Origin of the sequence: Hasllibacter halocynthiae (genome assembly GCF_003003095.1) — a bacterium.
Classification (GTDB): domain Bacteria; phylum Pseudomonadota; class Alphaproteobacteria; order Rhodobacterales; family Rhodobacteraceae; genus Hasllibacter; species Hasllibacter halocynthiae.
Window position 1 is genome coordinate 778,486 of the sequence record NZ_PVTT01000001.1, and the last position, 21,621, is coordinate 800,106.

24 protein-coding genes are annotated in these 21,621 nt (G+C 71.4%); 12 read left to right on the top strand and 12 right to left on the bottom strand.

What is annotated here, in order from left to right:
• Positions 1-63 precede the first annotated feature (63 nt).
• The 9 genes from guaA to BCF33_RS03960 all read left to right on the top strand — a co-directional run bounded on the left by guaA (position 64) and on the right by BCF33_RS03960 (position 9,210).
• On the top strand, positions 64-1,650 hold the full coding sequence (gene guaA / locus BCF33_RS03920) for a glutamine-hydrolyzing GMP synthase (RefSeq protein ID WP_106159589.1): 1,587 nt from the start codon (positions 64-66) through the stop codon (positions 1,648-1,650).
• On the top strand, positions 1,647-2,537 hold the full coding sequence (locus BCF33_RS03925; RefSeq protein WP_342747423.1) for a DMT family transporter: 891 nt from the start codon (positions 1,647-1,649) through the stop codon (positions 2,535-2,537). The genes guaA and BCF33_RS03925 overlap by 4 nt, the downstream gene beginning before the upstream one ends.
• A 144-nt stretch (positions 2,538-2,681) precedes the next feature.
• Positions 2,682-3,887 carry a hypothetical protein gene (locus BCF33_RS03930; protein ID WP_106159590.1) on the top strand — a complete coding sequence of 402 codons (1,206 nt, stop codon included), beginning with the start codon at positions 2,682-2,684 and terminating at the stop codon, positions 3,885-3,887.
• Between the two features lie 105 nt (positions 3,888-3,992).
• Positions 3,993-4,916 (top strand): DMT family transporter, encoded by a 924-nt coding sequence (locus tag BCF33_RS03935; RefSeq protein ID WP_106159591.1) that lies wholly within the window; start codon positions 3,993-3,995, stop codon positions 4,914-4,916.
• Positions 4,917-4,948: 32 nt separating this feature from the next.
• Entirely contained in the window at positions 4,949-5,818 is an 870-nt protein-coding gene (locus tag BCF33_RS03940; RefSeq protein WP_106160202.1) for an ATPase, read from the top strand.
• Entirely contained in the window at positions 5,818-6,747 is a 930-nt protein-coding gene (locus BCF33_RS03945; protein WP_106159592.1) for a homoserine O-succinyltransferase, read from the top strand. The genes BCF33_RS03940 and BCF33_RS03945 overlap by 1 nt, the downstream gene beginning before the upstream one ends.
• Positions 6,722-7,708, top strand: a complete 987-nt coding sequence (locus tag BCF33_RS03950; RefSeq protein ID WP_245883711.1) for an alpha/beta fold hydrolase — start codon at positions 6,722-6,724, stop codon at positions 7,706-7,708. Before BCF33_RS03945 ends, BCF33_RS03950 begins: the two co-directional genes overlap by 26 nt.
• A 3-nt stretch (positions 7,709-7,711) precedes the next feature.
• Positions 7,712-8,593: a polyphosphate kinase 2 gene (ppk2, locus tag BCF33_RS03955; protein WP_106159593.1), complete on the top strand. Its 882-nt coding sequence runs from the start codon at positions 7,712-7,714 to the stop codon at positions 8,591-8,593.
• Positions 8,593-9,210, top strand: a complete 618-nt coding sequence (locus BCF33_RS03960) for a TetR/AcrR family transcriptional regulator (RefSeq protein WP_106159594.1) — start codon at positions 8,593-8,595, stop codon at positions 9,208-9,210. The genes ppk2 and BCF33_RS03960 overlap by 1 nt, the downstream gene beginning before the upstream one ends.
• 10 nt (positions 9,211-9,220) lie before the next feature.
• Here BCF33_RS03960 and BCF33_RS03965 read toward each other — a convergent pair whose 3' ends face one another.
• From BCF33_RS03965 to rplM, 5 genes are all read right to left on the bottom strand, one after another.
• Positions 9,221-10,279, bottom strand: a complete 1,059-nt coding sequence (locus tag BCF33_RS03965; RefSeq protein ID WP_106160205.1) for an ABC transporter ATP-binding protein — start codon at positions 10,277-10,279, stop codon at positions 9,221-9,223.
• 2 nt (positions 10,280-10,281) lie between these two features.
• Positions 10,282-11,052, bottom strand: coding sequence for an ABC transporter permease (locus BCF33_RS03970; RefSeq protein WP_106160204.1), 771 nt, complete (start codon positions 11,050-11,052; stop codon positions 10,282-10,284).
• Positions 11,053-11,087: 35 nt separating this feature from the next.
• On the bottom strand, positions 11,088-11,954 hold the full coding sequence (locus BCF33_RS03975; RefSeq protein WP_106159595.1) for an ABC transporter permease: 867 nt from the start codon (positions 11,952-11,954) through the stop codon (positions 11,088-11,090).
• Positions 11,955-12,047: 93 nt separating this feature from the next.
• Complete coding sequence (gene rpsI / locus BCF33_RS03980; RefSeq protein ID WP_106159596.1) at positions 12,048-12,566, bottom strand: 30S ribosomal protein S9; 519 nt, start codon at positions 12,564-12,566, stop codon at positions 12,048-12,050.
• A 4-nt stretch (positions 12,567-12,570) separates the two neighbouring features.
• Positions 12,571-13,032, bottom strand: coding sequence for a 50S ribosomal protein L13 (rplM, locus tag BCF33_RS03985; RefSeq protein WP_106159597.1), 462 nt, complete (start codon positions 13,030-13,032; stop codon positions 12,571-12,573).
• Positions 13,033-13,151: 119 nt separating this feature from the next.
• Here rplM and BCF33_RS03990 point away from each other — a divergent pair, with 119 nt between their 5' ends.
• Positions 13,152-13,670: a 2'-5' RNA ligase family protein gene (locus BCF33_RS03990; protein WP_106159598.1), complete on the top strand. Its 519-nt coding sequence runs from the start codon at positions 13,152-13,154 to the stop codon at positions 13,668-13,670.
• Positions 13,671-13,683: 13 nt separating this feature from the next.
• Here the strand turns inward: BCF33_RS03990 and BCF33_RS03995 are convergent, their stop codons facing one another.
• Positions 13,684-15,066: an aminotransferase-like domain-containing protein gene (locus BCF33_RS03995; RefSeq protein WP_106159599.1), complete on the bottom strand. Its 1,383-nt coding sequence runs from the start codon at positions 15,064-15,066 to the stop codon at positions 13,684-13,686.
• A 92-nt stretch (positions 15,067-15,158) separates the two neighbouring features.
• Here BCF33_RS03995 and BCF33_RS04000 point away from each other — a divergent pair, with 92 nt between their 5' ends.
• Positions 15,159-15,395 carry a DUF1127 domain-containing protein gene (locus tag BCF33_RS04000; protein WP_106159600.1) on the top strand — a complete coding sequence of 79 codons (237 nt, stop codon included), beginning with the start codon at positions 15,159-15,161 and terminating at the stop codon, positions 15,393-15,395.
• Positions 15,396-15,620: 225 nt separating this feature from the next.
• On the opposite strand, the gene BCF33_RS04005 is transcribed toward BCF33_RS04000, so the two are convergent.
• The 3 genes from BCF33_RS04005 to BCF33_RS04015 form a co-directional block, all read right to left on the bottom strand.
• Complete coding sequence (locus BCF33_RS04005; protein ID WP_106159601.1) at positions 15,621-17,087, bottom strand: carboxypeptidase M32; 1,467 nt, start codon at positions 17,085-17,087, stop codon at positions 15,621-15,623.
• Entirely contained in the window at positions 17,084-18,226 is a 1,143-nt protein-coding gene (gene ctaA, locus BCF33_RS04010; RefSeq protein ID WP_106159602.1) for a heme A synthase, read from the bottom strand. The genes BCF33_RS04005 and ctaA overlap by 4 nt, the downstream gene beginning before the upstream one ends.
• Before the next feature lie 71 nt (positions 18,227-18,297).
• Positions 18,298-19,026 (bottom strand): RNA methyltransferase, encoded by a 729-nt coding sequence (locus BCF33_RS04015; protein ID WP_106159603.1) that lies wholly within the window; start codon positions 19,024-19,026, stop codon positions 18,298-18,300.
• A gap of 80 nt (positions 19,027-19,106) precedes the next feature.
• Between BCF33_RS04015 and BCF33_RS04020 the strand changes: the two genes are divergently transcribed.
• Positions 19,107-19,718 (top strand): thiamine phosphate synthase, encoded by a 612-nt coding sequence (locus BCF33_RS04020; protein ID WP_106159604.1) that lies wholly within the window; start codon positions 19,107-19,109, stop codon positions 19,716-19,718.
• Here the strand turns inward: BCF33_RS04020 and olsA are convergent.
• The 3 genes from olsA to BCF33_RS04035 form a co-directional block, all read right to left on the bottom strand.
• Entirely contained in the window at positions 19,715-20,551 is an 837-nt protein-coding gene (gene olsA / locus BCF33_RS04025) for a lysophospholipid acyltransferase family protein (protein WP_483867463.1), read from the bottom strand. The two genes, BCF33_RS04020 and olsA, sit on opposite strands and share 4 nt — an antisense overlap.
• 7 nt (positions 20,552-20,558) lie before the next feature.
• Complete coding sequence (locus BCF33_RS04030) at positions 20,559-21,311, bottom strand: GNAT family N-acetyltransferase (RefSeq protein ID WP_106159605.1); 753 nt, start codon at positions 21,309-21,311, stop codon at positions 20,559-20,561.
• A 90-nt stretch (positions 21,312-21,401) separates the two neighbouring features.
• The gene (locus tag BCF33_RS04035; RefSeq protein WP_106160207.1) at positions 21,402-21,581 is read right to left on the bottom strand and encodes a DUF3553 domain-containing protein; all 180 of its coding nucleotides are present in this window, start codon (positions 21,579-21,581) and stop codon (positions 21,402-21,404) included.
• Between the last annotated feature and the right edge of the window lie 40 nt (positions 21,582-21,621).

Genomic DNA, 21,621 nt, shown 5'->3' on the forward strand with positions numbered 1-21,621 from the left:
CGACGGGCCCGCGCGGAAAGCGACATGCTGGACCGCGTTCCGCCCCGCCATTAGGTCGCGCGCATGGCAGACCTTCCCCAGCACCAGCGCCTCCTGATCGTGGACTTCGGCTCCCAGGTCACGCAGCTGATCGCCCGCCGCCTGCGCGAGCTGAACGTGTATTGCGAGATCCATCCGTTCCAGAACGTCACGGACGCCTTCCTGCGGGAGTTCGCGCCACGGGCGGTGATCCTTTCGGGCGGGCCGGCGAGCGTACTCGACGAGGGCTCGCCCAGGCCGCCCGCCTCCCTCTGGGAGATGGACGTGCCCGTCCTGGGAATCTGCTACGGCCAGCAGGTCATGATGGCCGATCTCGGCGGCGAGGTACGGCGTGGCGGCACCGGGGCCGGCACGGCCGAGTTCGGGCGCGCCTTCGTGACCGAGACGCAGCCCTCGGACTTCCTGCGGGGCTGGTTCGCCACCGGCCCGGAGGGCGGCCCGCGCGAGGAGGTCTGGATGTCCCACGGCGACCACGTCGAGCGTCTGGCGCCGGGCTTCGAAGTGCTCGCGGTGTCGGCCGGGGCGCCCTTCGCCGTGGTCGCCGACGAGGGGCGCCGCCGCTTCGCCGTCCAGTTCCACCCGGAGGTGCACCACACGCCGAACGGCCGGACCCTGCTGGAGAACTTCGTCCGGCTGGCGGGCTTCGCCGGCGACTGGACCATGGCCGGCTACCGCGAGCAGGCGGTGGAGGCGATCCGCGCGCAGGTCGGGGAGGCCAAGGTGATCTGCGCCCTCTCCGGCGGGGTCGATTCCTCCGTCGCGGCCGCCCTGATCCACGAGGCGGTCGGCGACCAGCTGGTCTGCGTCTTCGTGGACCACGGCCTGCTGAGGAAGGACGAGGGCGCCGAGGTCGTGGGCATGTTCCGCGACCACATGAACCTGCAGGTCATCCACGCGGAGGAGCAGGAGCGGTTCCTCGGCGCGCTCGAAGGGGTCTCGGACCCCGAGACCAAGCGCAAGATAATCGGCGGCCTCTTCATCGACGTCTTCCAGGAGCAGGCCGACCGGATCGAGGGGGCCCGCTTCCTGGCGCAGGGCACCCTCTACCCAGACGTGATCGAATCGGTGTCCTTCTCCGGCGGACCGTCCGTCACCATCAAGTCGCACCACAACGTCGGCGGCCTGCCCGAGACCATGAACCTCGAGCTGGTCGAGCCGCTTCGCGAGCTGTTCAAGGACGAGGTCCGCGCCCTCGGACGCGAGCTGGGGCTGCCCGCGCACTTCGTCGGCCGCCACCCCTTCCCGGGCCCCGGCCTCGCGATCCGCTGCCCGGGCGAGATCACGCGCGAGAAGCTGGCCATCCTGCGCGAGGCGGACGCGGTCTTCATCGACCAGATCCGCCGCCATGGCCTCTATGACGAGATATGGCAGGCGTTCGTCGCGATCCTGCCCGTTCGCACGGTGGGCGTGATGGGCGACGGGCGCACCTACGACTACGCCTGCGCGATGCGGGCGGTCCGGTCGGTCGACGGGATGACGGCGGACGTCTTCCCCTTCGACCACGACTTCCTGTCCGAGACCGCGAACCGCATCATCAACGAGGTGCGCGGCATCAACCGCGTGACCTACGACGTCACCTCCAAACCCCCCGGCACCATCGAGTGGGAGTGACACGCGAGCGGGGGCCGGCGGCCCCGCCCGCGCAGGTCGGCGCCGCCGCCCTCTGGATGGCGGGGGCGGTCGCGTCCTTCAGCGCCATGGCCGTCGCGGGCCGCGAGATCGGCGCCGCGCTCGATACGTTCGAGATCATGCTCTACCGCTCGCTCGTCGGCGTCGCCCTCGTCTGGGGATTCGCGGCCGTGACGGGCCGCACGGTGGCATGGCGGACGCGGCGTCCGGGGCTGCACGTGCTGCGGAACCTCGCGCATTTCACGGGGCAGAACCTGTGGTTCGCGGCCGTTACGCTGATCCCGCTCGCGCAGCTCTTCGCGATCGAGTTCACGTCGCCCCTCTGGGTGGCGCTGCTCGCGCCGTTCCTCCTGGGCGAGGCGCTGGGCGTCCGGCGGGCCGCGGCGGTGGCCGCGGGGTTCGGCGGCATCCTCCTCGTGGCCGAGCCCTGGGCCGAGGGCGGGCTGGCGCCGGGGACGATCCTCGCCGCGGTGGCGGCGACGGCCTTCGCCGGAACCGCCATCGCGACGAAGGTGCTGACGCGGACCGAATCGCTGCTGACGATCCTGATCTGGCTAACGGGCGCGCAGGCGGCGATGGGCGCGATCTGCGCCGGCTGGGACGGCGAAGTCGCTTGGCCCACTGGCGCGGCGGGCGCCTGGGTGCTGCTGGTCGGCGTGACCGGGCTGGCGGCCCATCTGTCACTGACGCGCGCGCTGAGCCTCGCCCCGGCCTCGGCCGTGATGCCCGTCGACTTCGCGCGCCTGCCGGTGATCGCGGTGGTCGGCGCCCTCCTCTATGGCGAGACGTTCGGCTGGACGCTGGCCCTGGGCGCCACGGTAATCCTGCTGGCCAACTGGGTGAACCTGCGGGAAGCGGCGCGCGGCTGAGGCCCGAGGCCGCCGTCTGCCCCTTGCGCCGGGGACACAGTGCGGCGGGCGGGCAACGAGGGACGTGGCGTCACACTTTGACCCGCCGCGCCGCGAACCCCTAGGCTGGCCGAAAACAAGAGCAAAGGTTCCGGGGAGGGAATCATGAACCGCTTTCTAACGACCACGGCGCTGATCGCCGCGGCGGCCACCGGCGCTTCGGCGGCCGGCCTGGACCGCTCGAACCAGCCGCTGGGCATCCTGTTCGAGGACGGGGAGGAGGTCGAGCTGACCTTCGGCTTCGTCGCCCCGTCGATCGACGGCACCGACTTCTCCGGCCGCCGCTACGAGGACGTGGGGGAGAGTTACACCCAGCTCGGCTTCGGCTACGTCAAGCCGCTGACGGACCGCGTCTCGTACGCCGTGATCGTGGACGAGCCCTTCGGCGCGAACGTGGACTACGGCACCGGCGAGGGCGGGGCGACGGCCCCCGAGGTCCAGTTCGATCCGACGTTCCCCGGCGGCGGCGGCCTGCCCCCCGGGATCGCGCCCACCGGCAGGGCGGTCGGCATCCTGGACGACACCTATGTCGAGGTGAACTCCGTCGCCCTCTCCATCGTGCCCCGCTACGAGTTCGGGAACGGCTTCTCCGTCCATGGCGGCCTTCGCATCCAGCGGGTCGGCGGCGCGATCGAGATCCCCAACGGCACCGGTACGACGGCGTTCAACACGCCGCGCCTCCAGTTCGACGACGATATCGGGTTCGGCTACCTGATCGGCGGCGCCTACGAGCGGCCCGACATCGCGTTGCGCCTCGCCGTGACCTACTTCTCGGAGATCGACCACGAGTTCGATACCTCCGGCGGGTTCGCCGGCTCGTCCGGCACCACGGAAACGACGACGCCGGATGCGATCAACGTCGACTTCCAGACCGGCATCGCGCCCGACACGCTGCTGACGGCCAGCTTCCGCTACAGCGACTGGGACGAGTTCGTCCTCGATCCCTACAATGACGCCGACGCGGGCGTGTTCCCCGGGGCACCGGGCGGGATCCCGGACGTGGCCGGCATCGAGGACGGCCGCCGGTTCACGCTGGGCGTGGCGCGCCGCTTCACCGAGGCGTTCGCCGCGTCGGCGACGCTGATCTACGAGCCGGACGGCGGCTCGAACGTGTCGGTCCTTGGGCCGTCCGACGGCGTGATCGGCCTGACCCTGGGCGGAGCCTACACGAGGGAGAACCTGACCATCGGCGGCGGCATAAACTACAGCAAGCTGGGCGACGCGATCGGCACGGCCGGCGGGAACGAGGTCGCCCTATTCGAAGACAACCACGCGATCGGCGCCGGCGTGCGGGTGCTCTACGAGTTCTGACGCCCGCTGAAGCACGGCGTCCGGAAGGCCCCGCCCCCGTGCGGGGCCTTTTCTTTTTGCACGATACGGGTCGCGCGGCGCCGCGTCGGCGCGTAGCGGTGCGTCATGACGCAGATGTCCATGGACGCGCGGAGCTGGACGCTCCTTCTCCTTCTATCCCTCATCTGGGGCGGCGTGTTCCTCGCCGTTCGGGTCGCCCTGGGCGAAATCGGGCCGCTGACGGTGGCGATGCACCGGGTACTCTGGGCGTGCCTCCTCCTTTGGGCGGTAGTGGCCGCGGGGCGCCTGCCGCTGCCGCGGGATCCGGGCATCTGGGCCGCGTTCCTCGTGATGGGCGCGCTGAACAACGCCGTGCCCTTCTCGCTGCAAGCGTGGGGGCAGCTGCACATCCCGTCAGGGCTGGTAGCGATCTTCAACGCGGGCACGGCAGTGTTCGGCATCCTCGTCGCCGGCCTCCTCCTTCCGGACGAGCGGCTGAGCGCGCGGCGGATCGTCGGCGTGGCCCTCGGCTTCGCGGGGGTGGCGACGGCGATCGGGCTGCGGAACCTCGCCGCGCTGGACGTCACGTCGCTGGCGCAGCTGGCGGTGGTCGCCTCGACGATCTCCTATGCCTTCGCGGGCGTCTGGGCGCGCGCGCGGCTGGGCGGCGTCGCGCCGCAGGTGGCGGCCGCGGGGATGCTGACCGGATCGACCCTGATCATGGTGCCCGTCGCCTGGGCCTTCGAGGGCGCGCCGACGCTGGCCCTCTCCGGCCGGACGTGGGCGGCGCTGGCCTATGCCTCGCTCGTAGCGACGGCGGGGGCGTACCTCCTCTACTACGCGATCCTGCGGCGGGCCGGCTCGGGGAACCTGATGCTCTGCACGCTCCTCGTGGCGCCGGTGGCGATCGTCCTCGGCGCCGCCTTCCTCGGCGAGAGCCTTCCACCAGCGGCCTATGGCGGGTTCGCGCTGCTCGCGGGGGGCCTTCTGATCCTCGACGGCCGTGCCTTGCGCGCCCTGCGCCGTGGACCGAGGGTCGGGACGGGGTGAATCCCCCCGTGCGGGCGGCTATGTGCACGCCGATGGAACGACTCTACCCTTCCGGCGCGGCCTGGCTCGGCGCCCCCCGCAAGCGGCTGCTGATCTACGGCATGTCGGGTCTGGGAAAGACGCGGCTCGCGGCCATGCTGCGCGGCGGCGGAACGTGGTTCCACTACTCCGTCGACTACCGCATCGGCACCCGCTATCTGGGCGAGGCCATCGCGGACGGGTTCAAGGCCGAGGCGATGAAGGTTCCCGCGCTGGCGCGGCTTCTGCGCACGGATTCGATCTACGTCGCCTCGAACTTGACCTTCGACAACCTCGCGCCGATGTCGGACTGGCTGGGCAAGCCGGGCGATCCCGGGCGCGGCGGCCTGCCGTTCGACGAGTACGAGCGTCGCCAGGCCCTGCACCGCGCGGGCGAGGTCGCCGCGCTCGAGGACGCCGAGGCCTTCGCCGCCCGGGCCGGGACGCTCTACGGCTATCCCCACTTCGTCTGCGACACCTCGGGTTCGATCTGCGAGGTGGTGGAGCCCGAGGATCCGGACGACCCCCTGCTGCGGCGGCTGGCCGCGACCCATCAGATCCTGTGGATCGAGGACACGGACGCCCATGCCGATGCGTTGAAGGCCCGTTTCGACGCGGCCCCGAAGCCCATGTACTACCGCCCGGAGGTCCTGCGGCCGATCTGGGCGGAAGCGGGCGGCGAGGGCGCCGACCCCGACGCCTTCGTGCGCCACGCCTATGCCGAGGCGATCCGCCACCGCCGCCCCCGCTACCGCGCCATGGCGCGCTGGGGCGCCACCGTGACCGCCGAAGAGGTCGCGGCCTGCTCGGACGCCGCCGCCATCGACGCCATGGTGGCGCGCGCCATCGACAGATCGCTCGAAGAAGGCACCGGAAGCGTCTGATGCCCATCCGTATTCCAGAGGCTCTACCCGCCCACGACATCCTGCGCGACGAGGGCGTCATGGTGATGGGCGAGGATACCGCGACCCGCCAGGACATCCGTCCCCTGCGGATCGCGCTGCTGAACCTCATGCCGATGAAGATCGCGACCGAGACGCAGTTCGCCCGGCTGATCGGCGCGGGGCCGATACAGATCGAGCTGACCCTCGTCCGCATGTCCGACCACGAGTCCCGCCACACCTCGCGCGAGCACATGGAGGCGTTCTACCGCCCCACCTCGGACGTCATGTCCGAGAGGTTCGACGGTCTGGTCATCACCGGCGCCCCCATCGAGCATCTTCCCTTCGAGGCCGTCACCTACTGGGACGAGCTGCGGCGCGTGATGGACTGGACGCGGACCCACGTGCATTCGACCTTCGGCGTGTGCTGGGGCGGGATGGCGCTGCTGAAGCACTTCCACGGCATCGAGAAGCACGTCCTGCCCCGCAAGCATTTCGGCATATTCCGCCACCGCAACCTGGACCCCGCCTCGCCCTATCTGCGAGGCTTCTCGGATGAGGTGCCGGTCCCCGTCTCGCGCTGGACCGAGGTGCGGCGCGAGGACCTCGGCCAGCGCTCGGGTCTCTCCGTCCTGCTCGACAGCGCGGAGGTGGGGCCGTGCCTGATCGAAGATCACGCCGAGCGGGCGCTCTACGTCTTCAACCACTTCGAGTACGACTCCGGCACGCTCGCGGGGGAGTACAGGCGCGACCTGGCGAACGGGGGCCAGACGGGCGACGGCATCGCGCTGCCGCGGGACTACTTTCCCGGGGACGACCCCGACGCCGTGCCCCTGAACCGGTGGCGCAGCCACGCGCACCTGCTCTATGGGAACTGGATCAACCAGATATACCAGACCACGCCCTATGATGTCTCGCAGATCGGTAGTTAGCACGGGCCTCCTCGCGGCCGCGGCGGTGGCTGGGACGGGCCTGACCACGCGCGTGCGCGCCCGAACCGCGGAGGAGACGCACCCGCCCCTGGGGGACTTCGTCCGGGTGGACGGCGTGCCCGTCCACTACCTGCGCCGCGGCCGGGGCCCCGAGATCGTGCTGATCCACGGCGCGGGCGGGAACCTGCGCGACTTCGCCTTCGATTTCTTCGACCGCCTCGTCGAGGCCGGGTTCACGGTCACGGCGTTCGACCGGCCCGGGCTCGGTTATTCGGGGCGCTTGCCGGGCTACGGGCCCCTGTCGCTCGACGCGGAGGGGCCGCTCGCCCAGGGTCGCCACCTGCGCCGGGCGGCCGGGATGCTGGGGATCGGGGCGCCGATCCTCGTCGGTCACAGCTTCGGGGGGATCGTGTCCCTCGGCTGGGCGATGTCGGATCTCGATTCCACCTCCCCCGCCGCCGCGCGGGGCTACGTGTCGCTGGCAGGCGTGGCCATGCCCTGGCCGGGGGAGCTGGGCCTCTACTACCGGCTGAACGGCGGACCGCTCGGCGCGGTGACGACGCCGCTGGTGTCCGCGTTCGTCCCGGGCCGCGTGGTGGCGGACCGGATCGAGGACACCTTCGCCCCCCAGCCCGCCCCGCAAGGCTACGCGGACTTCATCGGCGCCCGGCTGACCCTGCGGCCCACCACCTTCCGCGCAAACGTGCGGCAGGTGAACACGCTGCGGCCCCACGTCGTCGCCATGGCGCGCCGCTACCCCGAGCTGCGCCTTCCGATTGAGCTGGTCCACGGCACGGCGGACCGGACCGTGCCGATCGAGGTCCATTCGCGCCCGCTGGCCGATCTCGTGGACGGCGCGGCGCTGAGGGAGTTGGACGGCATCGGTCACATGCCGCATCATGTGGCACCGGACGCTTGTCTCGCAGCGATCCGCAGGGCGCATGCCCGCGCCGGGGATTAGACCATGGACCTGCCCTTCGACGGCGAGATCACCCGCTTCTTCGAGGAAGGCGTGCCGAAGGACGTACGCACTGCCATCGAGGAGGCGGGGAAGAACGACGTCCTCGGGTTCGAGTACCCGTACGCGACGCGGATGGACAAGGACAACTACGAGGACCAGCTGGAGGCGCTGCAGGTCGAACTGGTGAAGATGCAGGACTGGCTGGACCGATCGGACGAGCGGCTGGTCCTGGTCTTCGAGGGGCGCGACGCGGCCGGGAAGGGCGGCTCGATCTCGCGCCTGACGATGAACCTGAACCCCCGGGCGGCGCATACGGTCGCCCTGGGAAAGCCGACCGAGCGCGAGCGCGGCGAGTGGTACTTCCAACGGTACGTGCCGCACCTGCCGACCACCTCGGAGATGACCGTGTTCGACCGGTCCTGGTACAACCGGGGCGTCGTCGAGAAGGTGTTCGGCTTCGTGGACGACCCCAGCCGCGAGAGGTTCTTCGAACAGGTCTCGGACTTCGAGCGCCTTCTGGTGCGGGACGGCATCCGGATGTGGAAGTTCTGGCTGAACGTCTCCCGCGCGGAGCAGCTGCGCCGCATCCTCGCGCGCGAGCGGGACCCGCTGAAGCAGTGGAAGCTGTCGCGCATCGACGTGGAGGGCCTGGCGCTGTGGGATGCGTATACCGGTGCGATCGAGGAGACGCTGGAGCGGTCGCATACCGCGCACGCGCCATGGACGGTGATCCGCGCGGACGACAAGCGCCGGGCGCGCCTGGCGGTCATCCGGTCGGTTCTGGCCCCCCTGCCCTATGACGGCAAGGACGAGGCCCTGGTCGGCGCCCCGGACCCGGCCATCGCGGGGGGGCCGGACCTCTGGGTGCGGCAGACGGGCTGGTAGTGGCGCGCAAGGGCTATCACCACGGCAACCTCCGGCAGGCCCTCGTCGACGCGGTCCTGCCTATCATCGAAGCGAGGGGCCCGACCGGGTTCACCCTGTCCGAGGTGGCGAAGGCCGCCGAAGTGACGCCGCCCGCCGTCTACCGGCATTTCGAGGGGCGCGAGGACCTGATCGCCGAGGCCGCGCGGCAGGGCTACGGCATCTTCGCCGATCTGATGGAGCATGCCTACGAGACGGGCGGCCCGTCCCCCCTGGCCAAGCTGGAGACGGTGGGCCGCGCCTACCTGGCCTTCGCGCGCAAGTTCCCGGGCCACTACATCGCGATGTTCGAGAGCGGGATCTCGATCAACCGCAACGCCGACCTCGCCGCACGGTCGGCCCGGGCGTTCGGGGTGCTCGAGCGCGCGGCCGAGGACGTGACGCGCCACCTGCCGCCGGGACGCCGCCCGCCGCCGCAGATGGTGGCCGCGCATATCTGGGCGACGGCGCACGGTGTCGTGGAGCTCTTCGCGAGGGGGTCGCCGGGGACGAAGTCGCCATTCCCGCCCGAGGACCTCCTGGAAAGCGCGATCGGCGTCTACCTGCGGGGGCTCGGGCTGATTCCGCAGGATGCATGACCTCCCGTCCCTAAGCCGGGAAGAGGAGGACCGCCCGCGGGTCCCATCCGATCCGGGCGGGCGCCCCCACGTCCAGCACGGCCGAGCCCGGGCGGTTCTTCATCGAGACGGTGACGTGGCCGGGCACGCCCGGCAGCTCGACCATGTAGTAGGTCATGTCGCCGTAATAGGCGCGGTCCGCTATGGTGCCCGCCGCCTCGCGAAGCCCCTCGCCGGGCTGGACGTCGAGCATCGTCATCGCCTCGGGTCGCATCCCGGCCTCGGCCATGCCTCCGGCGCCGATCACCTGCTCAGGCTCGACCTCGCAGGCGCCCAGGCCCGCGATCTCGACCCGCCCGTCCCGGACTTCGGCCGGCAGGAAGTTCATCGCCCCGAGGAAATCCGCCACCCGCCGGTCGGCCGGCCGCGAGTAGAGCGCCTGCGGCGAGGCGACCTGGGCGATGGCGCCCTCGAACATGACGGCGACGCGGTCGGACATGATCAAGGCCTCCTCCTGGTCATGGGTGACGAGGATGAAGGTGATCCCGACCTGCCGCTGGAGACGCCGCAGCTCCGACTGCATGGTCTCGCGCATCTTGCGGTCCAGGGCGGAGAGCGGCTCGTCGAGGAGGAGGACCTTGGGGCGCAGCACCAAGGCGCGCGCGAGGGCGACGCGCTGGCGCTGGCCACCCGACAGCTCGTGCGGGCGGCGCCCGCCGTAGCCGCCCAGGCCGACCATCTCGAGCGCCTCGCCGACGCGGCGCGCCTTCTCTTCCCTGCCGTCCGCCGTCCGGCGCAGGCCGTAGGCCACGTTCTGCGCCACCGTGAGGTGGGGGAAGATCGCGTAGGACTGGAACACCATGTTCGTCGGGCGCCGGTCCGGCGTGACGCCGCGCATGTCCAGCCCGTCGATCCGAAGCGTGCCCGCGTCGATGCCCTCGAACCCGGCGATGGTCCGCAGAAGCGTGGTCTTGCCGCAGCCCGATGGACCGAGAAGGGAAAAGAATTCCCCCGCGGCGATCTGCAGGTCTATTCCGCGCAGGGCGTGATACTCGCCGTACCATTTCTGCACGCCCGAAAGGTCGATCAGGCTCACAGGAAGCCCCCGCTGTCCTTGCGCCCGGCGCGCGCGGCGCCGCGGCGGCGGAAAATCTCCGCCATGGTGAGAAGCACGATGGAGGCCAGCACGAGAAGCGTGCCGAGCGCCATCACGATCGGCAGGTCCGCCGGAAAGCGCAGCAGGCCCCAGATGTAGACCGGCAGGGTCGGCGAGGCGCCGGTCAGGAAGAAGGCGATGATGAACTCGTCCAGGCTGATAGTGAAGCAGATGAGCAGCGAGGCGACGATGCCCGGCGCGACGAGGGGCAGCGTGACGGTGCGGAAGGCGCCCCAGGGCGTCTCGCCCAGGTCGCGGGCGGCCTCCTCCATCGCGGGGTCGAGGGACTGGAACGCGCCCGACAGGACGGCGACCGCGAAGGGCGTGCAGATGAGGACGTGCGCGGCGATCACCGCCCAGAGGCCCAGCGGCAGCCCGAGCACGGTGTTCACCACGATGAGGACGGAGACGCCGACGATGATCTCCGGCAGCACGAGGGGAACCATGATCATCCCCATCACCGCCCCCTGCCCCCGGAACGCATAGCGCGCCGAGGCCCGCGCGGCGCAGATCCCCAGGACCACCGCCAGGACGGAGGAGATCACCGCGACCACGAGCGAGTTCCAGAGCGCCGAGTGGAGCGTGCGGTTGGTCCAGAGCCCCTCGAACCAGCGGGTGGAGAAGCCCTGCAGGGGGAAGGCGATCACCTGACCGTCGTTGAAGGCGAAGATCGGCAGGAGCGCGATGGGCGCGTAGAGCAGCGCCATGTAGAGGACGACATAGAGGAGGAGCCAGCGGCGGCTCACCGGGTCCACCGGCGGGTGGCGAGCACGAAGAGAAGCGAGATCAGGCCGACCGACGCCATCGCTATCACCGCCAGCGTCGCGCCCATCGGGGCGTTCGACAGGCGCCCGAACTGGGACTGGATGAGGTTCGCGATCATCAGCCCGTCGGGCCCCCCGACGAGGCGCGGGGTCACGTAGTCGCCGATGGTCGGGATGAAGACGATGAGCACGGCCGCGACCACGCCCGGCATGGAGAGCGGCAGCGTCACCCGCGCGAAGGTGCGCAGCGTTCCCTCGCCGAGATCGCGCGAGGCTTCGAGGAGGGGCCGGTCGATCTTCTCCAGCGCGACGAAGATGGGCAGGATCGCGAAGGGCGCGAAGGCGTGCGTCAGGGTGATGACCACCGCCGCGGGCGAGTAGAGGAACGCGCGGATCGGCTCGTCTATCCAGCCGAGGTTGAGGAGGGTGCGGTTCACCACCCCGTCGAAGTTGAGGATCACCTTCCAGAGGAAGACCCGCACGAGATAGCTCGTCCAGAACGGGATCGTGATGAGGAAGAGCCAGAGCGACTTGCGCTCCGGCGCGACGTGGAAGCTGACGTAGTAGGCCACCGGATACGCGAGAAGGACGGTGCAGACCGTCACGAGGCCCGCGATGGTCACCGACCGCACGAGGAGCGTGCGGGGAAGCTGGCCGGCGAAGCCGGGATCCGTCAGGACGATGCGGTAGTTCTCGAGCGTGGGGGTGGTGTCGAGCGTCAGGAAGTCCTGCGTGAAGAAGGAGAGGACGACCACCGCGCCGAGCGGCAGCGCCAGCAGCGCCAGCGCGTAGAGCGCCGGCGGCGCGATCAGCGCCCAGCCCTTGGATGTCTCGCCATGCCCCATCCCGCCGATCTTCCCGCAGGCGCGGGGCGGCGCAAGGGCCAAACGAAGGGGGCCGCCCTTTCGGACGGCCCCCGGAACGGTTCCCCGCGCGGATCAGCGCTTGGAGAACTGGAAGGACCGACGGGCCTTGCGCTTGCCGTACTTCTTCCGCTCGACCACACGGCTGTCGCGGGTGAGGAAGCCCGCGGCCTTGAGGGCGGGGCGGTGCGACGGCTCGTAGAGCTGCAGCGCCTTGGAGAGACCATGGCGCACTGCGCCTGCCTGTCCCGACAGGCCGCCGCCCTTGCAGGTGGCCATCACGTCGAACTCGCCGTTCGTGCCGGTCACCTCGAAGGCCTGGCGGATGATGAGCTGCAGCACCGGACGGGCGAAGTACTTGTCCATGTCGCGGCCGTTCACCGTGACGCGCCCCGAGCCGGGCTTGATCCAGACGCGGGCGACCGCGTCCTTGCGCTTGCCGGTCGCGTAGGAGCGGCCCAGCTCGTCGCGGACGGGCTCGCGCGGCTCGGCGTCCAGGGTCAGGGTCTCGCCTTCGCCGGAACCCAGGCGGCCGGCGACGTCGTCGCCCACGGCATCCTTCAGGTCGTCGAGGCTCTTGATCTCGTCAGCCATGATCTCAGGCCCTCGTGTTCTTGGAGTTCATCGACTTCACGTCGACCGTCTCGGGCTGCTGGGCCCCGTGCGGATGCTCGGCGCCCGCGTAGACCTTCAGGTTGCCCATGATCTTGCGCGACAGGCGGTTGCCCGGAAGCATCCGCTTCACGGCCATCTCGACCACGCGCTCGGGGTGCTTGCCGCCGAGGATCTCGTCGGCGTTGGTCGACTTGATGCCGCCGGGGTAGCCCGTGTGACGGTAGTACATCCGGTCGGTGCGCTTGCGGCCGGTGATCTGCACCTTGTCGGCGTTCACGACGATCACGTTGTCGCCCATGTCCATGTGGGGCGTGAACGTGGCCTTGTGCTTGCCGCGCAGGCGCATGGCGACGATCGAGGCGAGGCGGCCGAGCACGACGCCTTCCGCGTCGATGACCACCCATTTCTTCTCGATGTCCGCCGGGGTCGCGGTGAAGGTCTTCATGCGTATCCCTCGGGGTTGCGTTTCCTTGGTCCCGGGGGCTTCTACCGAAGGGGAACGCACGGTCAAGCGTCGGCGTTCAGGATTATCGAAGTTCCGCCAGCTGGTTATGGATACGGTATATGAATACCCCAAGCAATGCACCCGACGAGGCGACCATCGTCGCCACGCTCGCGTTCGATCCGCGCAGCTTTCGGCGCCTCGACGGCTGGCGGCAGACCTATTTCCCCGAACGTGGGTACAGGCTGCCGGCGCATCTGACCCTCTTCCACAAGCTGCCCCCCGATGCGGCGCCCCGCGTCGCGGCGGCGCTGGGGCGGCGCCCGGGGCCCCTGTCGCTGCACTTCGCCGCGCTGCGTCCGCTCGAACGGGGAACGGCCGTGGACGTCGAGGCCGAGCGTCTGCACCGGCTGCGCGGCCGGATCGCCGCCGCCTTCGAGGGCGAGCTCTCGCGCCAGGACGCCCGTCCGGACTGGCGGCCGCACGTGACCGTGCAGAACAAGACCGACCCGAGGGAGGCCGAGGCAGATCGCGCCGCCATCGCAGCCGAGTTCACACCTTGGTACGGTCAGGGCACGGCCGTGCGCCTTTGGCGCTATCTCGGCGGGCCGTGGCGTTTCGAGGGTGCGCTGCCGCTCTAGCTCGCGGCCGGCCTCACACCTCGATGCTCGTCGGCGGATGATCGAGGAGGTCGCGCAGCACGCCCAGCGATTCTCCCAGCGCGTCGGGACCGATGGCCCCGTTCAGCGCGATCCGCACCGCATTGGGCGCGCGCCCGTCCGGCAGCGCGAAGAGGTCCGCGGGCTTCACCAGGACGCCGCGCGCCTTGGCGGCCGCCTCGAAGGAGCTGGCGCGCCAGCCGCGGGGCATGGTCAGCCAGATCAGCGGCACCTCCTCGCGCGAGAGGAAGTCGCACCCCTCGAACGCGCGCCGCGCTTCGGCGACCATGCGCCGGTTCGCTGCCCGGACGCGGACCTTGACCCGCTGCGCGGCGCCCGTCTCCAGTAGGTGCAGGCCGGTCGCCGCGACAGGACGCGGCAGGCCGAAGAACTGATGCTGGGCGGTAAGCACGGCATCCCTCTGACGCCCCTCGGGGGCGATGAGGAAACCCAGCCGCAGCAGAGGCGACACCCGCTTGGAGAGCGAGCCGACATGCCAGACCCGCTCGGGCGCGAGACCGCGATAGAGCGGCGCGAGCGAGCCGCCGGAGATGAAGCAGTCGTCGTCGAGGATCTGCACGTCGTAGCGGCGGGCGATCTCGACCATCTCGGCGCGGCGGTCGTCCGTGGTGCGCAAGGTGGTGGGATTGTGGCATTCGGAAGAGGTACAATAGAGTTGCACGCCCCCCAGCCGGCAGGCCGCGTCGAACGCCGCCGGCTTGGGGCCGTGGTCGTCCCAGGGCAGGCCGGATATCTCGGCGCGCGCCAGCGCGGCGGCGTGGCGGAAGCCGGAATAGGCCAGCTCGTCCGTGACGACGCGCGGGCGCGGGCCGCGCAGCGCGGCCTGCATGACGAGGACGACGGCGTGCTGCCCACCGAGCGCGGGAACGACGTGCCGCGGCTCGGCCGGACCGATCTCGATCCCGGGCTGCCAGTCGAGGATCGCGCGCGCGAGGGCGGCGTCGTCGCTGCGGTTCGGATGCCGTGCCCAATCCTCCACGTCGGCGGCGGCGCGCATGGCCGCGGCGATCTCGATACCCTGTCCAACATCGGGGACGAGGGCGGTCCGCAGGTTAACCTCGCCCTCCTCGCTGAGGGCGGTCAGGTAGGGCTCGCTCGGCTCGAAGTCCTCGGGTCGGGCGACGAAGGTGCCCGAACCCTGGGCGCCCATCAGGGCCCCTTCGGCCCGCAGGGTCCCGTAGGCGCGCGCGACGGTGCCGGGGGTCACGGAAAGGGTCGTGGCGAGCGATCGGACCGGCGGCAGCTTGCTTCCCGCCCGAAGCTGCCCGTCCTGTATGGCCCTGCGGATCGACGCAGCGAGGGCGGCGTATTTCGGCCCCCGCGCCGAAGAAAGGTCCGGCGACCAGATCGTACCCATAACAATCCTTTCCTCGACGAACCGAGCCCGCCGACCGTATCGCTTATGCGAACCAACGGTCAAATTGTATCTCGACGACGAAGGAACGTACCATGTTCGCGCCCCACACCGCCGCCCTGCAGCGTCCTGTTCCGGGAATTGCCTTCGGGCCGTTCCTGGGCGCCGCGAAGGCCGCGCCCGGCATCCTGCTCGCCGGTGCGGTGCGGTGGGATGCCCGCTGGCGTGCGCGCCGGACGCTGGGGGCGCTGCCTGCCGGGCATCTGGCGGACATGGGCATCGATCCGCGGGCGGCACGCCGAGAGGCCGCCCGCCCGATCTGGGAGGCGTAGGGACCTCGTCCTCCCCCACTTGGGCCGGCCTTCGCGCCGGCCCCTTTCTTTTCAGCTCGCCGGACGTTGCAGACGACCGCGGCGGTACGGATGCCGGCTGCCCCGTCCGGACCGACGGCGAAGGCCGGCCCGACGGTTCGTGTCGGCCGGACGCTTCCGTGGACGGCCCGTCACGTCACCGGGTGCAGAAGGCTGCGCCGGCAGGTCGGCGCGCCGGGGCGGCCCTTACAGATCGTGGATCCCGCGGAACTTGGCCTCGACGTAGTCGAGAAGCGGCCCTTCGGAGACGTCGTGCCCCGTCGCCCGCTCGATCGCCTCGCGGGGGCGGTAGACGCCGCCGTGACGCTGGAGCTTCTCGCGCAGCCAGGACGTAGCAGGCGACGTATCCCCACGGGCAAGCGCCTCGTCGAGCTCCGGCACGTCCCGGCGCAGCGCCTCGTGCAGGCAACCGGCATAGACGTTGCCCAAGGTGTAGGTGGGAAAGTAGCCGAAGAGGCCGACGGACCAGTGCACGTCCTGCAGGCACCCGTTCGAAGGCTTGTCCACCGCCACGCCGAAATCGGCGAGGAAGCGTTCGTTCCAGGCGTCCGGCAGGTCGGCGACGGCCAGGTCCCCCGCCACCAGCGCGCGTTCGAGGTCGAAGCGCAGGAGGATGTGGAGGTTGTACTGCACCTCGTCCGCCTCCGTGCGGATGAAGCCGGGGTGGACTCGGTTCGCGGCGGCATAGAAGGCGGCCGCGTCCGGGGTGGAGAGGTCGCCGAAGATGCCGCGCATCCGCTCGAAGAGCCATCCGGTGAAGGCACGCGAACGACCGAGCTGGTTCTCGTAGAGGCGGGACTGCGATTCGTGCACGCCCATGGAGACGCCCGCGCCGTTCGGCGTGAGGAGGTAGGCCGGATCGACGTTCTGCTCGTAGGCGGCGTGCCCGACCTCGTGGATGGTCGAGTAGAGGCAGTTGAACGGGTCGGATGGAACGGTGCGGGTGGTGATCCGCACGTCGAGGCCCGAGCCGCTGCTGAACGGATGCACGGCCTCGTCGATTCGGCCACGGGTCATGTCGTAGCCGAATGCCACCGCCAGCTCGGCGGACAGGAGGAGCTGGGACGCCTCGGGGAAGTCGCCTTCCAGCGCGGGATGCGGCCCTTCGTCGAGGATGGCAGCCCGCAGGGCGGCGAGGCGCGGGCGCATGGCGCCGAACATCCTTCCCAGTTCGGCCGCGGTCGCGCCGGGCTCGTAGTCGTCGAGCATGGTGTCGTAGCGGTCCGGCCCGCCTATCGCGTCGGCCTCGGCCCGCTTGAGGTTCAGCACCTCCTCCAGGACGGGCGCGAAGGCGGCGAAATCCTCCGCGGCGCGGGCCTCGGCCCAGATGCCCTGCGCGCGCGAGGTGACGCGCGCGATCTCGGCCGCGAGGTCGGCGGGGACCTTGGATGCCCGCCGGAAGGAGCGGCCGATGTGGCGCAGGTTAGCCTCCTCGACCTCGTCCGCGCCCGTCGCGGCGGCCAGCCAATGGCCGATGCGCGGATCGGTGCGGCGGGCGTGGAGGACGCCCTCCATCGCGCCCATCTCCTCGGCGCGCTGGGGGGCGGCGCCGCGGGGCATCACCGTCTCCTGATCCCAGCCGAGGCGGCCCATCACGGCGGAAAGGGCCTCGGTCTCGCGCTGGAAGGCCATCAGTTCGGCATAGGCGGTCATGCGGGGGCACCCCGGACGGATTGTGCCGGCGGATGCGCGGCGAGGAAGCGGGCGCGGATCACCAGCACCCAGAGGAACACGGCGCCGAGCTGGTGGACGATCGCGACGTACCAGGGCGACATGAGGCGCACGGTCACGATGCCGATCACCGTCTGGACCAGGACCATCGCGAAGGCGGCGATGAAGGCCGCCCGGACGGCCGTGCTCGGCGATGCGCGGCCCACACGCCAGGCGTAGATCGAGAAGGCGAGAAGGACGTAGCCCGACAGGCGGTGGAAGAACTGCACGGTGCCGTCGTTCTCGAAGAGGTTGCGCCACCAGGGCTCAAGCGACCACATGCCCGGCGGCGTCAGGCCGCCCGCCATGAGGGGCCAGTCGTGGTAGTTGCGCCCCGCGTCGATCCCCGCGACGAGGGCGCCGAGGAGGATCTGGACCGCGACGAGGGCGATCCACACGCTGGCGACGGTGACGCGCCGCCCCTCGCGCGCGCGGCGGGCGGCGATCAGCTCGGCCGGGCGGCGCGATAGTTCCTGCGCGAAGAGGGCGATGAGGCCAAGGATCACGAAGGCCAGTCCCAGATGCGTCGCGAGGCGGTAGGACGCGACGTCCAGCATCGTCCCCTCCAGCCCGGACGAGACCATCCACCAGCCGATGAAGCCCTGCAGCCCGCCGAGCGCGCCCAGCAGCAGGAGGCGCCCCGTCCAGCCGGGCGGGACCTTCCTGGCCGCGAGGAAGCCGACGAAGCCCACGGCCCAGACGAGGCCGATGACCCGCCCGAGCTGCCGGTGCCCCCACTCCCACCAGTAGATGAACTGGAACTCCGAAAGGGACATGCCCCTGTTCTGAAGCTGGTATTCGGGGATCCGACGATAGGCGTCGAACTCGCGCTGCCAATCGGCGGCGGAAAGGGGCGGGATCGCGCCCGAGAGAGGCGCCCATTCGGTGATCGACAGGCCCGAGTCGGTCAGCCGGGTCATCCCGCCGACCGCGATCATCACGACGACCAGCCCGAAGAGGACCCATAGCCACAGGCGAACCCCGCGGCGGGCACCCTGGGGCCGGTCGATGACGCCCGGGGCGGGGGCGGCGCGGCGTTCGGCCGGATCGGTCCCGACCTCCTCGAAGATGGAGCGTGCCATGGGCTGCGAGGTATCCCCCGGGGGCCCGGCCCTCAAGGGCGGCGGGCGGTCGCGGATCGGGCCCGGCCGCGTCAGGTCGGTGGCGGGCCGTCCCGGTGGCGGACGAGCTGGCGCAGGATCCCGTGAAGGAGCTGGCCGTCCCCCTTCGTGAGCTGCAGGCGGGGCCAGAGGGCCCGAAGGTGCCGTTTCATGTGGGGCGCCTTCTCGGGCGGGAAGAAGAAGCCCGCCTCGTCCAGCCGCCGCTCGTAATGGTCGGCGAGGGCTGCCGTCTCGGCAGCGGACAGGCCCTCGTGCCCCTCGCGCGCGCGCTCGGGCACGCCGCCTTGGCGGCCCCATTCATAGGCCATCAGAAGGACGCATTGCGCGAGGTTCAGCGAGAAGAAGTCCGGCGCCGTGGGGACGGTGACGATGGCGCGGGCGGGGGCGAGGTCGTCGTTCTCCAGCCCCGCGCGCTCGGGCCCGAAGAGGATGGCGGGACGGCCGCCGCGGGCCGCGAGGGCCCGCATCTCGCGCACCGCGGCCTCGGGGGTCAGGACGGGGCGGGCGTCGTCCCTCGGCCGGGCGGTGGTGGCGTAGACCGCGTCCGCACCGGCCACGGCGGCAGCGACGTCCCCATGGACCCGCGCGTCGTCCAGCACCCGTCCCGCCCCGGCGGCCAGCGCCACCGCGCGCGGGTTCGGCCAACCGTCGCGGGGGTCCACCAGCGCCATCCGCGAGAGGCCGAAGTTCCGCATCGCGCGCGCGGCGGCGCCGACGTTCTCGCCCATCTGGGGGCGCACCAGGACGATCAGGGGGGTCATGGCAGCCCCCTACCCCGCCCCGCCCCCGAGGGCGAGCGCCCGCTTGATCGCCCCGCGCGGCACCGATAGGGCCGCGCGCCATGACCGACCGCGCGCAGATCTACCTCGCCACCCCGCCCGACCCCGAGGGCGCGGGGTTCTCCGACACGCTCGCCCGGGTGATGGACGCCGCCCCCGTGGCGGCGCTGCGCCTCGACTTCGCGACGCGGGACGAGGGGCGGCTGATCCACCTGATCGACGCCGCGCGCGAGGTGGCCCATGCCCGCGACGTGCCCGCCATCCTCGCCGACCATCTGGGCCTCGTCACGCGGCTCGGCCTCGACGGGGTGCACCTCTCGGACGGCTCGCGGGGGGTGCGCAAGGCGCGCGAGGCGCTGGGCAAGGACGCCGTCGTGGGGGCGTTCTGCGGCGCGTCGCGCCATGACGGCATGACCGCGGGAGAGATCGGCGCCGACTACGTGGCCTTCGGCCCCGCGGGCGAGACTACGCTCGGCTCAGGCGAGCGGGCGGGGCCGGACCTCTTCGCCTGGTGGTCCGAGATGATCGAGCTGCCCGTGGTGGCCGAAGGCGCCCTGACGCCGGAGACGGTGCGCGCCCTCGCCCCGGCGGCGGACTTCTTCGCCTTCGGGCCGGAGATCTGGGACACGGACGACCCAGCCGGGGCGCTGCGGGCGCTGGCGAACGCGATCTAGCGGACCGGAACGGAACCCAGACGCTCCTCCAAGGCCGCGCGGACAGCGGCCTCGGTCCTGGCGGCGAGGGTCTTCCGCCCCCCCTCGACCGGGATCGGCGGCTCGAAGGCCAGCTCCACCCGTCCGCCTGGCGGCGCGGCGAGCACCGAGAGAAGGTGCGGCCCCAGCCCCATCGTGCCCCACCAGCCGAAGTGATCGTCGGGCCGCCCCGGCGGGGCGGTCCATATCATCGCCACGGGCTGCACCCGAAGCCCCTCGACCCCGGCGGAGAAGAACGCCTCGAAGAGCGTCGTCTTGAAGGGCAGGAGGCGGCGGCCGTCCGTGCTGGTGCCCTCGGGAAAGAAGGCGAGGAGGTGTCCTGCGCGCAGCCGCTCCTCGAACTGGGCGCGGTGGCGGGCGGCCTCGGTCCGGCGGCGTTCGATGAAGACGGTTCCGGTGGCGCGGGCGAGCCAGCCGATTCCGGGCCAGCCGGCGACCTCGGCCTTGGCCACGAAATAGAGGGGCGCGGCCGAGTTGAGGGCGAACACGTCGAGCCAGGAGGAATGGTTCGCCACCAGGGCGCCGCCGCCCCGCAGGGGCGATCCCGTCACCCGGCGCCGGATGCCGAGGATGCGCAAAGCGTTGCGGCAGACGAAGCGCGTGATCGCCGGCGTCCAAGGGCGCGCGGCGCCGTGGATCGGCGCTTCGACCAGACGCAGCGCGAGCAGCAGCGCGAGGCCGCCGGAGACGAGCGCCACGAGCGCCGGCCCCCGCACCGCCACGCGAAGGGCGCCGATCGGGCCGGATCCGCGTGGCACGGCGTCGGGCCGCCCGGCCCATCCGGTCCGCGCCACGCGCACCTCAGGCAGCGTAGCGCGCGCGGGCGGCCGCCGGTACGCGTGCGGCGTCGAGCACGACGCAGACGTCCGTGGTGCCGAAGGCGTGGTCCACCCAGGCCCCCTCCCCCACCCAGGCACCGAGGCGAAGGTAGGCCTTCAGCAGCGCGGGCATCGCGGCCGCGGCCTCCCGCGCGGGGGCGGGCGCGCCGGGATCGGGATCGAGAGGAGCCGCCGTCGGCCCGAGCGCGCGGGGGCGCAGCGCCGGCGGGGCCAGCCGCTCCCGCCCGAGCCAGGCCAGAGGCACCCGCAGCGCAGCGGGATCGGTGCCGGGAAACGAGGCGACCCCGAAGACGAGGCCGATGTTCCGCTCGGCGACGAGGCGGCCGATCTCGCGCCAGATGAGGTGCATCCCCGGCCCGCCCCGTGCCTCGCGGGCGAGGCAGGACCGTCCCAGCTCGAGCAGGGGAAGGCCCGCGGCGCGCAGGCGCGAGAGGTCGTATTCGCCCTCGCCGTAGAACCCGCCCGTCGTTCGCGCGGCCGCATCGGTCATCAGCCGGTAGGCGCCGAGGACGCGGCCCGTCCGGCGATCCTCGAGGAGGAGATGCTCGGCATGGGGGTCGAAGCGGTCGCCCTCGCGGCGGGTGGCGTGATCGACCCCGTCGCCGCCGGCCCCCAGCTCGTCCACGAAGACGTCGTAGCGCAGGCGCTGGACGGCCCTCAGGTCGTCCTCGCCGGTGGCGAGGCGGGCGCGGAGACTGTCGTCTAGCAGCGGCATGGCGCATCGGGACTACGAAGCGGCGGTCCTGCTGACAACCCGGGCCGCGGCGGCACGGGATGGCTTTAACGTACGGTTAACCCCGGCGTCCTAGGAAGGGACGTCCCATACTGGCAGGAGGTCGACCTTGGCGCCGTCTATCACGACCTTGCCGGCATCCGGGAAGTTGACGGTGACCCGGCCGCCCACGTTCGACTGCACCTGCCCGATGCCCCATTCGGGGCGCTGCGGGTGCCGCACCAGCATCCCCGGCTCGAGGAGCGATCCCATGTCCATGACAGGCCTTCCCCTGTGACCCCTCGTAGCCAAC

What these genes read in the sequence shown, in the direction of transcription:
- guaA (WP_106159589.1), top strand. Translation starts at nt 64, where the DNA reads ATGGCAGACCTTCCCCAGCACCAGCGCCTCCTGATCGTGGACTTCGGC.
- BCF33_RS03930 (WP_106159590.1), top strand. Translation starts at nt 2,682, where the DNA reads ATGAACCGCTTTCTAACGACCACGGCGCTGATCGCCGCGGCGGCCACC.
- BCF33_RS03935 (WP_106159591.1), top strand. Translation starts at nt 3,993, where the DNA reads ATGACGCAGATGTCCATGGACGCGCGGAGCTGGACGCTCCTTCTCCTT.
- BCF33_RS03940 (WP_106160202.1), top strand. Translation starts at nt 4,949, where the DNA reads ATGGAACGACTCTACCCTTCCGGCGCGGCCTGGCTCGGCGCCCCCCGC.
- BCF33_RS03945 (WP_106159592.1), top strand. Translation starts at nt 5,818, where the DNA reads ATGCCCATCCGTATTCCAGAGGCTCTACCCGCCCACGACATCCTGCGC.
- BCF33_RS03950 (WP_245883711.1), top strand. Translation starts at nt 6,722, where the DNA reads ATGATGTCTCGCAGATCGGTAGTTAGCACGGGCCTCCTCGCGGCCGCG.
- ppk2 (WP_106159593.1), top strand. Translation starts at nt 7,712, where the DNA reads ATGGACCTGCCCTTCGACGGCGAGATCACCCGCTTCTTCGAGGAAGGC.
- BCF33_RS03970 (WP_106160204.1), bottom strand. Translation starts at nt 11,052, where the DNA reads ATGGCGCTGCTCTACGCGCCCATCGCGCTCCTGCCGATCTTCGCCTTC.
- BCF33_RS03975 (WP_106159595.1), bottom strand. Translation starts at nt 11,954, where the DNA reads ATGGGGCATGGCGAGACATCCAAGGGCTGGGCGCTGATCGCGCCGCCG.
- rpsI (WP_106159596.1), bottom strand. Translation starts at nt 12,566, where the DNA reads ATGGCTGACGAGATCAAGAGCCTCGACGACCTGAAGGATGCCGTGGGC.
- rplM (WP_106159597.1), bottom strand. Translation starts at nt 13,032, where the DNA reads ATGAAGACCTTCACCGCGACCCCGGCGGACATCGAGAAGAAATGGGTG.
- BCF33_RS03990 (WP_106159598.1), top strand. Translation starts at nt 13,152, where the DNA reads ATGAATACCCCAAGCAATGCACCCGACGAGGCGACCATCGTCGCCACG.
- BCF33_RS03995 (WP_106159599.1), bottom strand. Translation starts at nt 15,066, where the DNA reads ATGGGTACGATCTGGTCGCCGGACCTTTCTTCGGCGCGGGGGCCGAAA.
- BCF33_RS04000 (WP_106159600.1), top strand. Translation starts at nt 15,159, where the DNA reads ATGTTCGCGCCCCACACCGCCGCCCTGCAGCGTCCTGTTCCGGGAATT.
- BCF33_RS04005 (WP_106159601.1), bottom strand. Translation starts at nt 17,087, where the DNA reads ATGACCGCCTATGCCGAACTGATGGCCTTCCAGCGCGAGACCGAGGCC.
- ctaA (WP_106159602.1), bottom strand. Translation starts at nt 18,226, where the DNA reads ATGGCACGCTCCATCTTCGAGGAGGTCGGGACCGATCCGGCCGAACGC.
- BCF33_RS04015 (WP_106159603.1), bottom strand. Translation starts at nt 19,026, where the DNA reads ATGACCCCCCTGATCGTCCTGGTGCGCCCCCAGATGGGCGAGAACGTC.
- BCF33_RS04020 (WP_106159604.1), top strand. Translation starts at nt 19,107, where the DNA reads ATGACCGACCGCGCGCAGATCTACCTCGCCACCCCGCCCGACCCCGAG.
- BCF33_RS04030 (WP_106159605.1), bottom strand. Translation starts at nt 21,311, where the DNA reads ATGCCGCTGCTAGACGACAGTCTCCGCGCCCGCCTCGCCACCGGCGAG.
- BCF33_RS04035 (WP_106160207.1), bottom strand. Translation starts at nt 21,581, where the DNA reads ATGGGATCGCTCCTCGAGCCGGGGATGCTGGTGCGGCACCCGCAGCGC.